We start from the raw sequence: 12,404 nt of genomic DNA, 5'->3' as shown, positions 1-12,404 counted from the left end.
TCTTCTCTTGAATTATTTTTTCAGGGGGAAGTGATTGAATAATCACGTTATTGTTCCCCATGATATTGTTATTACCTTTTACATTAATTGAAGCTGTCCTTTGCTTCTCGGTTCGACCTTTCGATCCTTTACCTTTCTTCTTCGGCTCTATGCTGTTTGCAAGCTCAAGAAGAGCTTCATCGAAGGTAGGTTCGTCCTTTTCACTATCTTTTGAACTACGGCCACTACAAGTGTAGCGCGGCGCGACACTTTGTGCGGTTTGCGGGTACGTATCGATAATAAAACTGATGAGATTTTACGTATCAGTGGCAATCCGTATCACCCGTTGTCGCAGCAAAATGCGATTCCATTTGAGACACCGGTTAAAGACGCTTATTTGAGTTTGGCTGGTGAAGCGGGCTTAGAAGGGCGCTCCACCGCGTGTGCTCGCGGCAATGGTATGTTGGAGATTCGCAATAGCCCATATCGTATTACTCAGCCATTAAAACGAGTGGGTAAGCGCGGCGAAGGTCGTTGGGTTCCTATCAGTTACGAACAATTGCTGGAAGAGATTATCGAAGGCGGCGACCTCTTCGGTGAGGGATATGTGGATGGTTTGCGAGCGATACGCGATGTAAAAACACCGCTTGATCCAGAGAATCCTGAATACGGTCCTAAAGCCAACCAATTGCTGGTTACTAATGCCTCGAATGAAGGGCGTGACGATATCATCAAGCGCTTTGCTTTCAACAGTTTCGGCACTCGTAACTTTGGTCATCATGGTTCGTACTGTGGTTACGCGTTTCGTGTCGGAAGTGGTGCTCTGCTCAATGATTTAGACAAATATGCCCATTTAAAACCTGACTTTGAGAATGCTGAATATGTGATTTTTATTGGAATGTCGCCAGCTCAGGCTGGTAATCCGTTTAAACGTCAGGCGCGCCAGTTAGCGCAAGCCAGAACTAGTGGCAAGTTGGAATACACCATAGTTACACCGAGTTTGCCCGCTGGTTCATCCAGTCTTGCTGCCGCAGACAGAAATAACTGGCTACCGATCAATCCGGGCACTGACTCAGCTTTAGTGCTGGGGATGATTCAGTGGATCATCGAAAACCAACGTTACAACCAAAGTTTTCTTGCCCAGCCGGGTGTTGAGGCAATGAAGAAGGCGGGTAACGCCCACTGGTGCAACTCGACTCACTTAGTCATCAGTGAAGAAACGCATCCCAGAAACGGCAGTTTTCTTCGTGCTTCGGATATGGGCTTACCGTTTACGGGCGAGCCTCGTTCAGATACTGACCCTTATGTGGTTGTGAACGCAACAAGTGGTGAGTTCGTTTTACATAATCAGAGTAACGCTGCAGCTTTGTTTGTCGAAACAGAGGTCAAGCTTGGAAGCGTATTCGTTAAGGTGAAGTCCTCTTTACAACGTTTAAAAGAAGAGGCGTTCAAATATGATTTGGACTTTTACAGCCAACAATGCGGGATTGCTAAAGAAGACATCATTGCGCTGGCAAAGCGTTTTACCAGATATGGTACGAAAGCCGTTGTCGATACACACGGCGGTAATATGCACAGCAATGGCTTCTATAATTCGTTCACTATTTTGATGTTGAACGCGCTGGTGGGGAACATCAACCTCAAAGGTGGCGCGATGGCAAAAGCGGGTGGTTATCCGACTTCTGAGGATGGACCTCGCTACGATTTCACAAAGTTTGAAGGCAAAGTTGGCCCGAAAGGTATTTTCCTATCGCGTAGCAAGTTCCCTTATCAGAAAACCAGCGAATACAAGCGAAGAGTGGCCGCAGGGCAATCGCCATACCCAACAAGAGCTCCTTGGTATCCAATATCCGCTCCGCTTTTGACAGAACATTTATCCGCCGCTGTGGATGGTTACCCTTATCGCATAAAAGCGTGGATAAACCATATAGCGAACCCACTCTATGGTGTTCCGGGGCTAAAAACCTTATTGGAAGATAAGCTAAAAGATCCGAAACAATTGGGTTTGATAGTCTCTGTGGATGCCTTTATTAACGAAACCACATCGCTGTCTGACTATCTGGTTCCAGATACCGTGACGTATGAAAGCTGGGGGATGGCAGGTCCGTGGCATGGTGTGCCGGTAAAAGCAGTCACTGCACGTTGGCCAATTGTTGAGCCTCGCACCGAGAAAACAGCGGATGGTCGTCCAATTTGTCTGGAAAATTTCTTGATCGATTTAGCGAAGAAAATGCAACTGGGCGGCTTTGGTGAAAACGCCGTTAAAGATGCACAAGGGCAGTGGCATGCCATTCATAGCGCCGAAGATTTTTACTTACGTTCTGCGGCAAACTTAGCTTATGTCAAAGGTGGCGTGCCTGAGGTGTCTGCGGAAGACATTGCTTGGTCTGGATTGGAAAGATTACTGCCAGCGATGCAGAAAGTGTTAACACCTGAAGAGATGAAGAGAGTTGCGTTTATTTTTGCCCGTGGAGGAAGATTTGAGAACGCAACGGAAGCCTATAAAGGTGAAGAGATGAAGTATAAGTGGAATCGTCCGGTGGCAATTTGGAATGAAAAGGTGGGTACTTCGCGTAATACTATGACCGGCGAATTGTACACTGACTGCCCGAGCTGGCATCCGCAAAAATTCAGTGACGGTACGCCTATGGAGGAGAGATATCCTAAGAGCGAATGGCCAATGTCACTCACCAACTTTAAATCGAACATTCACAGCGCGGTTTCGAACTTGTCGCCACGCCTGCATTCGATAAAAGGAACCAATCCGGTCTATATCCATCCTATAGATGCACAATATGCGGGTATTGAAACTGGAGACCTTTTTGTTGTGGAAACGCCGAGCGCTCAAATCAAGGCGATAGCTATGGTGCTTGATGGTATTCAACCGGGAACATTAGGTTTCGAGCACGGCTTTGGTCATACCGAATTGGGCGATCGCGCTCACTGGATTGGCGACAAACAACAGCCTGTAAAAATAAAGACCAGCGATGGTGTCAACATCAACGACATTGGCATGATTGATCCAACCCGAGAAGGCAAAGGTGTATTGCTCGACTGGGTGGTGGGTGCTGCTGCACGTCAATCACTGCCAGCTCGGATTTATAAAGCATAAAAAAGAGCACTTAGTGACTTGCAACACCGCCTTTAGTCGTAGTGATAGAGGCGGTGTTTTCTGTCGTTATGTGGAAATCCACAATAGTCGACTTACTAATAATACTGACAATAGTAGGAGTGATAATAGAAGTAGTAATAGTGAGTCAGCATGTCAAATTTACAACTATGGGCCGCTTTGCCCGTGCTGGTTGCCTCAGCCAATATTCAGGCGGCGGAAATGCCCGCCAAAGCTGGCGTCTGTACCAGTTGTCATGGGCAGGATGGGAAAGGTCAGCCAAATATTGCTCCGATGCTAGCAGGGTTAAGTGCGGAATATCTGGATAGCCAAATTCAGCTGTTCTTATCCGGTGAACGTAAAGATCCCCTGATGAGCCCGATGGCAAAAGAGCTGAGTGATCCTCAAGTTCGCAAAGAAGTGACCGAGTACTATGCGTCATTGCCTAGTTATGAGTTTACCAATCTCGAACAGCGCGGTTCTCAAGCTGATATCAGCAACCCTTATCGAAAACTGGTTTATCAAGGGGATTGGGACAGAAATATACCCGCGTGCGCCACTTGTCATGCAGCCAGTGGCATGGGTGTGGGGCAGTTCCCTCGCTTAGCAAGTCAGCATGCTTATTATCTGAAGAAGCAACTTCATGATTGGAAGAAGGGTGTTCGTAGTGGCGACCCACTCAATATGATGTCTACCATTGCCCAAAAGCTAACAGACGATGAAATAGAAAATTTGTCGTTCTACTTTGCGTCATTTCGATACTAGGAGTTTGCTATGAAAGTCATTTATTCATTGTTGGCGTTCAGCATGCTTTCTGTATCGGCAAAAGCAAATACTGAGTTGCCTGACCGTCAGGCTGAATTACCTGCGGCAAAGAAAAACAGTCAAGCCGAATATCTTGTTCCAAGAGATTTAACCACTATCACCAATGATGAATTTGGAGAGAAGGTTAAACTCGGTTACTCACTGTTCGTTAATTCACAGCAGATGCGTGGCAAGTACGTCGGCAATGACCAGAACTGTGTCAACTGTCATATGGAAGCGGGTCGCAAGGCAAACTCAGCGCCTTTATGGGCTGCGTATATGGCTTATCCTGCATACCGTAAAAAGAATGATCGCGTTAACAGCTATGCAGATCGAATCCAAGGGTGTTTTACTTATTCGATGAACGGTAAACCGCCAGCCTATGATTCTCCGGAACTGGTTGCGTTGAGTGCTTATGCTTATTGGTTGGCCATGGGCGGTTTGATGGATCAACATGGTCTGGAAAATGAACCAGTGCCAACTTTAGACGATAAGCAGTTACAAATTGGTGGTAAGGCTGAGTCGTTTCCCATGCCAGACGTTATCGCTCAGGCTCTTCCGGTTGATAAACGCGGCAGTTTAGCTGGGCGAGGTTATCCAAAGATCGCAAATCCTGAACTGGAACCTTCACTTGAGCGCGGAATGAAGGTGTATGCAGACAATTGCGCCGCTTGCCATATGAAAGATGGACAAGGCGTCTCGGATAGTGAGGGGCATTCTTATATTCCGCCTCTGTGGGGCAAAAATGCGTATAACTGGGGCGCGGGCATGCACCGTATTAATACTGCGGCTTACTTCATTTATGAAAATATGCCATTGGGTAAAAGCGTTCAGTTAGCTGTACAAGAAGCTTGGGATGTATCCGCTTATGTGAATAGCCAAGAGCGGCCACAAGACCCAAGATTCAAGGGCAGTCTCGAAGACAACCGTAAAAAGTACCATGCTCATGATGGGTTTTACGGCAAATCGGTGAATGGATATACGCTAGGTAGCGATGCGTTTCCTTCGGCAGTTGTGAAGTAATAAATACAGCGATAACACTCGTTAGTGTTGTTGTTAAAACCTAAAAAAAGGGCTCTACCGAAGTAGAGCCCTTTGTCGTTAATAGGAGATAAAATGTATGATTTAAGCTTGTTTGCGAATCAGGTAATCAAACGCACCTAGACTCGCTTTTGCACCTTCGCCCATAGCAATAATGATTTGCTTGTAAGGTACAGTGGTTGCGTCACCAGCAGCAAAGACACCTTCCATGCTAGTTTCGCCGCGGCTGCCTACTTCGATTTCACCACGAGCAGACAACTCGACATCAGAATCCTTTAACCATTCAGTGTTTGGAACAAGGCCGATTTGGACAAAGATACCCGACAGTTCAATCTCTTTGATTTCTTCTGTATTGCGATCTTTGTATTTCAAACTTGTTACGCGTTTACCGTCACCGACTACTTCAGTTGTTTGCGCCATGGTGATGATTTCAACGTTTGGCAAAGAGTTTGCCTTGTTTATCAACACTTGGTCAGCACGTAGCGTGTCAGCGAATTCAAGAACCGTCACATGTTCAACGATACCAGCTAAATCAATTGCCGCTTCGATGCCTGAGTTACCACCACCAATTACCGCAGTTTTCTTGCCTTTGAATAGTGGACCATCACAGTGTGGGCAGTAAGCAACACCTTTGTTACGGTATTCTTGTTCACCAGGAACGTTCATTTCTCTCCAGCGTGCGCCCGGAGTTAAGATGACACTCTTACTCTTCAGCGTTGCACCGCTTTCAAGGCTAACGTGGATGTAACCATCTTCAGTGTATTGAGCGCCCATTAGTTTGTCGGCTTGTTGCTCAGTGATGATGTCTACGCCGTATTCTTTTAGGTGTTCACCTAAATCGTGTGCCAGTTTTGGACCTTCAGTATGTTTAACCGAAATAAAGTTTTCGATTGCCATTGTATCCATGACTTGGCCACCCAAGCGCTTAGCTACAACGCCAGTGCGAATGCCTTTACGAGCAGCGTATACCGCAGCCGCACTACCACCAGGGCCACCACCGATAACAAGAACATCGTAAGGATCTTTTCCGTTTAGGCTTGCTGCTGCTTTGTCTGCCGCGCCGTCATCAATTTTGTTCAGGATTTCAGTTAGAGACATACGGCCTTGACCGAATAGTTCGCCATTTACGAATACGCTTGGAACCGCCATGATGTCGCGAGATTTCACTTCATCTTGGAACAGTGCTCCGTCAATCATGGTTGTACGAATGTCTGGGTTAATCGCCGACATCATATTGAACGCTTGAACAACGTCTGGACAGTTTTGGCAAGATAGAGAAATAAAGATTTCTACATCGAGCTTTTTGTTTAATTTAGCAATTTGTTCAATCGTTTCAGCTTCTAGCTTAATTGGGTGTCCACCTGAGTGAAGTAGAGCCAATACTAGAGAGGTAAACTCGTGTCCCATTGGAAGACCAGCAAAACGTAGCTGAGTGCCTTTCTTAGGGTTTGTCACTGTCATTACTGGGCGGCGAGCGCTTGCTGCGTCATCGCGAGTCACAGTCACTAAATTGCTTAGCTCTGCAATTTCGTTGGCTAGTGATTGGATATCATTAGATGCCTTGCTTTCATCTAGGCTGACCACTAACTGAACTTCTTCTTTAAGGTTGCTAAGATATTGTTTTAATTGTTGTTTAATCGCCTGATCTAACATTTTTGTTATACCTATTCGTCATTCTATTAAAGAGAGCGGTCACTCTGGATAAATTCAATTCTTTTATTTTGCTGAGGGGGAGAGCCAGTCAAGCTCGTAGGTCGTTAGGTACATTGCCTGACCAGCTCTCTAATTCAGCTACCTTCCAATATGAAGCCGCCGAACGACTTCAAATGGATTAGGTTTTAAGCTTTATGCTTAGATTTTGCCTACTAGGTCTAGAGAAGGAGCTAGAGTTTCTTCGCCTTCTTTCCATTTAGCTGGACATACTTCACCTGGATGAGAAGCAACGTATTGTGCAGCTTTGATCTTACGTAGTAGGTCTTCTGCGTCACGACCGATGCCTTCAGCTGTAATTTCAACTGCCTGGATAACACCTTGTGGGTCGATAACGAAAGTAGCGCGGTCTGCTAGACCTTGGCCTTCACGCATCACACCGAAGTTGTTAGTGATGTTGCCAGTTTGGTCGCCTACCATGTAGTAGTTGATTTTGCCGATTGTGTCTGAGCTATCGTGCCATGCTTTGTGAGTGAAGTGAGTGTCAGTTGATACTGAGAACACTTCTACGCCACGAGATTGAAGCTCTTCGTAGTGGTCAGCTAGGTCACCTAGCTCAGTTGGACATACGAATGTGAAGTCAGCTGGGTAGAAGAAGAATACAGCCCATTTGCCTAGTACGTCTTTCTCAGAAATATCTACGAATTTACCGTCTTTGAATGCCGTTGCGTTAAATGGTTTGATAGTAGTGTTAATCATGTTTTTTACCTTCCTAAGAGTTTTTTGGTTTGGCAATCTCTGTCTCTTGCCTTCGAGATGTATATTCACATGAAGAGGTGATTAAGAAAAATTGCTTGTTCTTATTAAATTGATTGGTAAAAACTATTGGAAGTGTGTTTAGAGAAAACCGGATAAACAAAAAGGGACGCTAAGCGTCCCTTTACTTTTGATTGAGTGCCAACCAGACGGTGTAAGAGTTGTTATTCGTCCGCAACGTGAGAAACGGCTAACACGCCTCGTACTGCTCGCTTCCAGCCGTTATAACGTTGAGCTCGTTTCTCTTCATCTTGAGCAGGTACAAATACACGATCAATTTCTGCTTTATCAGAGACTTCTTCTAAAGAGTTCCAATAGCCAACCGCAAGACCTGCTAAGTAAGCCGCACCTAATGCCGTCACTTCGGTAACCTTAGGTCGTTGAACATCGGTATTCAGAATGTCTGATTGGAACTGCATTAGGAAGTTGTTTGCTACCGCGCCACCATCAACACGCAGTGTCGCCAGTTTGATACCTGAATCGGCTTGCATAGCATCAATAACGTCACGGCTTTGATAGGCAATGCTTTCCAAGGTCGCGCGAATGATATGGTTGATACCGGTGCCGCGGCTCATGCCAACGATGGTGCCTCGTGCATAAGCATCCCAGTAGGGCGCACCTAAACCTGTGAAGGCTGGAACGACGTAAACACCGTTACAAGAGTCTATCTTAGTAGCGAAGTATTCAGAATCTTTGGCATCAGTGATCAGTTTCATTTCATCACGAAGCCACTGAATTGCTGCGCCCCCCATAAAGACCGAACCTTCCAATGCGTAGGATACTTCGCCTTTTGGACCACAAGCTAACGTTGTCACCAAGCCATTTTTCGACGTCACTTTCTCTTTACCAGTGTTCATGAGAAGGAAGCAGCCAGTACCGTAGGTGTTTTTCGCCTGGCCCGGTTGAACACACATTTGACCAAAGAGTGCCGCTTGTTGGTCGCCTGCAATACCGGAAATAGGAATACGAGTACCGCCCTTACCACCAATGTTGGTTTCGCCATAGACTTCAGAGGATGCTTTCACCTCTGGCATCATTGATAGCGGAATATCCAGTTCTTTAAGGATTTTTTCATCCCATTGAAGAGAATTGATATTAAACAGTAGGGTACGGGATGCGTTGGTATAGTCAGTGACATGGACACGACCTTGAGTCATCTTCCACACTAACCAGGTATCGACAGTACCAAACAGAAGCTTGCCTTGTTGAGCGAGTTCGCGTGCACCTGCAACATTATCGAGGATCCATTTGACTTTGGTGCCTGAAAAATAGGGGTCTAGCAATAACCCGGTGTTCTCACGTACATAGTCTTCAAAACCTGCCACCGTTTTTAACTGAGCACAAATATCGGCTGTCCGGCGACATTGCCAGACAATCGCATTGTAGACCGGCTCGCCAGTCTCTTTGTTCCAAACAATGGTGGTTTCACGTTGGTTAGTTATACCAATAGCGGCTACTTGGTCTGAGCGGATGGCTTTTTTGCCCAATGCTTCAACCAGTACAGAACTTTGAGTCGCGTAGATTTCAAGCGGGTCATGTTCTACCCAGCCAGATTCCGGGTAAATCTGGGTAAACTCACGTTGAGATACACTGACGATGTTTGCGTCATGATCGAGTACCACTGCGCGAGAGCTGGTGGTTCCCTGATCCAGAGCGACGACATATTTGTTATTCATAAGTAGCGGTCCTATTCACGTTATCTATCCTCCTACCTGCCCCCTAACTAAAAGAAAGAAGTCGATACACTCAAGTACTTGGATATTGGATTTATTCTATGGGTTTAAGTGTTATCAAAGACATCACATTGGTCACAAATCCGGCGATGGCGTTTTGCAAACACAATTACCCTTATTCATTTCATGGATTAATGGTAGAGGATGATGGAAGAAGGAAAATAGTTTTCGCTCTCGAAATGAGCAAACGAGCAAAAAAGTATTCTATCTCCAATTAAAAATGTTAAATTGTGCACGTTTTTTCTCAATTTGAGAGTTTTTAACAATCGTATGATGACTTTTTAGTGCTTGCAGTGACCAAAAAACGCCAATAAAAGTGATATATTCAGCACTCTACCCAAACAGTCATTCAATAAATACGCATCACTTAGTAGACTAGACCGACAAAGAGTGGGTATATCAGGACATATTTTGAAAGCCAATAAACGTCATCAAGAAATTATTGAGTTGGTTAAGACTCAAGGTTATGTCAGCACAGAAGATCTGGTTGAGCGATTTAATGTCAGCCCGCAGACGATCCGACGAGATCTCAACGAGCTTGCTGAACTGGATAAAATCAAGCGTAACCACGGTGGCGCAACCATAGTCACTAGCTCTGAAAACTCCTCTTATCAAATGCGAAAAGTCTCAAATCAGGAAGAAAAACAACGTATTGCACAAAAACTCGTTGAGCATATTCCTGACGGAGCCACATTATTTATTGATATTGGCACCACACCTGAAGCGGTGGCGCGAGCCTTACTTAACCATCATCAAAACCTAAGAATCGTGACCAATAACATTAATGTTGCTTCGCTATTGATGACCAAACCAGATTTCAAAGTGATCCTCGCTGGCGGTGAAGTTCGCAGCCGAGACGGCGGTGTAACTGGTGAGGCAACGATGGACTTTATCTCTCAGTTTCGTCTGGATTTCGGTATCCTCGGTATCAGCGGAATCGACTTCGACGGCTCATTATTGGATTTTGACTATCATGAGGTTCGAGTTAAAAAGGCGATCATTGAAAATAGCCGTAGTGTTTATCTTGGTGTTGACCATTCAAAATTTGGTCGCAACGCCATGGTTAAGCTCGGCGGTATTGACGAGATCGACCTTATTATTACCGACCAAACTCCTCCTGAAAGCATCTGTTCTTTAGTCAAAGAACATGATATTCAGCTTGTTATTGTGTGACTATACTCAAGCATCTTGAGGTTACTTGGGTATATAAAGATTGATAAAAAGCAGCCACTTTAAGTTACGGCTGCTTTTTTGTTAGTAAGGAATCAAGCTTCAGCTGCTTCTAATCTTGCTTTTTCTTCGTGGTGAGCTTTTTCACCCATGTAAGCGTATAGCAAGCAAGTAATCGAAAGAATGCAAGATGCAGTAAGGACGATAAAACCACCATCCCAACCGAAGTGGTCAACTGTGTAACCTAATATTGCGTTTGCAGCTACAGCACCACCTAGATAGCCAAATAGACCCGTTAAACCTGCAGCAGTACCAGCAGCTTTTTTCGGTGCTAGTTCTAGAGCGTATAGACCAATTAGCATTACAGGTCCGTAGATCAGGAATCCGATTGCAACCAATGCTGCCATATCAATTGCAGGGTTACCCGCTGGGTTAAACCAGTATACTAATACCGCAAGAGTTACTAGTACCATAAATAGGATACCCGCAGGGGCACGACGACCTTTAAATACTTTGTCAGAAATCCAACCGCATAATAGTGTTCCAGGAATACCCGCCCATTCATATAAGAAGTAAGCCCATGAAGATTTATCAACAGTGAACTCTTTTGCTTCTCTTAGGTACACAGGAGCCCAATCCAATACGCCATATCGGATCAGATAAACGAACGCATTTGCGATTGCGATAGACCATAGTAGTTTATTAGAGAAGACATATTTAAAGAAAATATCTTTTGCAGATAGTTCTGTTTCAGAAGCAGTATTGTAGTCGTCGGGATAGTCGTCTTTATACTCTTCGATTGGTGGCAGACCGCAAGATTGAGGTGTGTCGCGTAGCGTTGCCCAAATGAAAATGGCCACTAATACGGCAAAGAAAGCTGGAACATAGAAAGCAGCACGCCAGTCATCATTAAACGCCCATAAACCGAGTAAGAACAAAGGACCTATCATACCGCCGCCTACGTTATGGGCACAGTTCCAGATCGAAACGATACCACCCCGTTCTTTACGTGACCACCAGTGCACCATAGTTCGGCCACAAGCAGGCCAACCCATGCCTTGAGTCCAACCGTTGATAAATAAGATGATAAACATAATGGGGATGCTGCTTAATGCCCAGTCGGTAAAACCAAAGCAGAACATAGTTGCCGCCGACAGTATCAGACCAACGCTTAGGAAATAACGCGGATTAGAGCGGTCGGAAACATTACCCATAATAAATTTAGAGATACCATAGGCGATAGACACTGCTGAAAGGGCAACTCCCAAATCACCTCGGCTATATCCTTGTTCAATTAAATATGGCATTGCAAGGCTAAAGTTTTTTCGAACGAGATAGTAACCAGCGTAGCCAAAGAAGATACTGATAAATAACTGCCAGCGTAGTCGGCGATATGTGCCATCTATTTGATCGGAAGGAAGCCGATCAATGTGCGCTTGGGGCTTAAAAATACCAAACATAATTGACCTCATTTTTATTGTATTGATATGTAGGGTGCGAACGATAGTAAAAACATTACAAATGGAACGTTTTTATTTTCATTCGACAATTTCTCTTTTTCTGTGACATTCGTTCTCCTTAGTTGAAATATATAAATAAAATAGACAATTAGTGTGTTATTTGACTTACTTGTCACAATTTCCACATTTTTTGTATGTATATGTAATGATATTACGAACAGAACTTTCTGATAAATTGTGATATAGATCGGAATTAATTGGTTATTTGCTTGTTCGTATGTTTTCGAACGAGCATTTATGATCAAGATCTCGCCTATTTGTCCTATTTGCTGCCAAACTAATTATCAAATAAGCGGCAGGTAGCATAGTGATGAAAGCAATAACTCGATTTGAAACCGATGTCGTCATTATTGGTGGCGGTGCGACTGGTACAGGGATTATGCGTGATTGTGCTCTTCGGGGTATCAATTGCATATTACTTGAAAGAGATGATTTGGCTTCTGGGACAACAGGGCGTAACCATGGCTTGTTACATTCGGGCGCGCGTTATGCTGTCACCGATCAACATTCAGCTAAAGAGTGTATCCAAGAGAATCGCATATTAAAGAAAATAGCTCGTCACTGTATTGAAGACACTGGCGG

Annotated in this window: 8 protein-coding genes and 1 pseudogene; 5 read left to right on the top strand and 4 right to left on the bottom strand. The window is 44.8% G+C overall.

What is annotated here, in order from left to right; all coding sequences use genetic code 11:
- Positions 1-247 precede the first annotated feature (247 nt).
- From ACK5MF_RS11010 to ACK5MF_RS11000, 3 genes and pseudogenes are all read left to right on the top strand, one after another.
- Positions 248-3,091: pseudogene (locus ACK5MF_RS11010) on the top strand (tetrathionate reductase subunit A); the annotation flags it as partial.
- A gap of 150 nt (positions 3,092-3,241) precedes the next feature.
- Positions 3,242-3,853: a c-type cytochrome gene (locus tag ACK5MF_RS11005; protein ID WP_416922130.1), complete on the top strand. Its 612-nt coding sequence runs from the start codon at positions 3,242-3,244 to the stop codon at positions 3,851-3,853.
- 9 nt (positions 3,854-3,862) lie between these two features.
- Complete coding sequence (locus ACK5MF_RS11000) at positions 3,863-4,915, top strand: c-type cytochrome (protein WP_416922128.1); 1,053 nt, start codon at positions 3,863-3,865, stop codon at positions 4,913-4,915.
- Positions 4,916-5,017: 102 nt separating this feature from the next.
- Here ACK5MF_RS11000 and ahpF read toward each other — a convergent pair whose 3' ends face one another.
- The 3 genes from ahpF to glpK form a co-directional block, all read right to left on the bottom strand.
- On the bottom strand, positions 5,018-6,586 hold the full coding sequence (ahpF, locus tag ACK5MF_RS10995) for an alkyl hydroperoxide reductase subunit F (RefSeq protein ID WP_416922126.1): 1,569 nt from the start codon (positions 6,584-6,586) through the stop codon (positions 5,018-5,020).
- A 198-nt stretch (positions 6,587-6,784) separates the two neighbouring features.
- The gene (gene ahpC, locus ACK5MF_RS10990; protein WP_042481706.1) at positions 6,785-7,342 is read right to left on the bottom strand and encodes an alkyl hydroperoxide reductase subunit C; all 558 of its coding nucleotides are present in this window, start codon (positions 7,340-7,342) and stop codon (positions 6,785-6,787) included.
- 221 nt (positions 7,343-7,563) lie between these two features.
- Positions 7,564-9,075: a glycerol kinase GlpK gene (gene glpK / locus ACK5MF_RS10985; protein ID WP_416922124.1), complete on the bottom strand. Its 1,512-nt coding sequence runs from the start codon at positions 9,073-9,075 to the stop codon at positions 7,564-7,566.
- A gap of 468 nt (positions 9,076-9,543) precedes the next feature.
- Here glpK and ACK5MF_RS10980 point away from each other — a divergent pair, with 468 nt between their 5' ends.
- Entirely contained in the window at positions 9,544-10,305 is a 762-nt protein-coding gene (locus tag ACK5MF_RS10980) for a DeoR/GlpR family transcriptional regulator (protein WP_416922122.1), read from the top strand.
- 92 nt (positions 10,306-10,397) lie between these two features.
- Here the strand turns inward: ACK5MF_RS10980 and glpT are convergent, their stop codons facing one another.
- The gene (gene glpT, locus ACK5MF_RS10975; RefSeq protein WP_416922120.1) at positions 10,398-11,762 is read right to left on the bottom strand and encodes a glycerol-3-phosphate transporter; all 1,365 of its coding nucleotides are present in this window, start codon (positions 11,760-11,762) and stop codon (positions 10,398-10,400) included.
- Between the two features lie 370 nt (positions 11,763-12,132).
- Here glpT and ACK5MF_RS10970 point away from each other — a divergent pair.
- Positions 12,133-12,404, top strand: a 272-nt coding sequence (locus ACK5MF_RS10970) for an FAD-dependent oxidoreductase (RefSeq protein WP_416922118.1), incomplete at its 3' end; no start/stop codon positions are given.

It is taken from the genome of Vibrio sp., assembly GCF_047973365.1.
Classification (GTDB): Bacteria; Pseudomonadota; Gammaproteobacteria; order Enterobacterales; family Vibrionaceae; genus Vibrio.
This window is presented reverse-complemented; position numbering and strand designations above follow the sequence as displayed.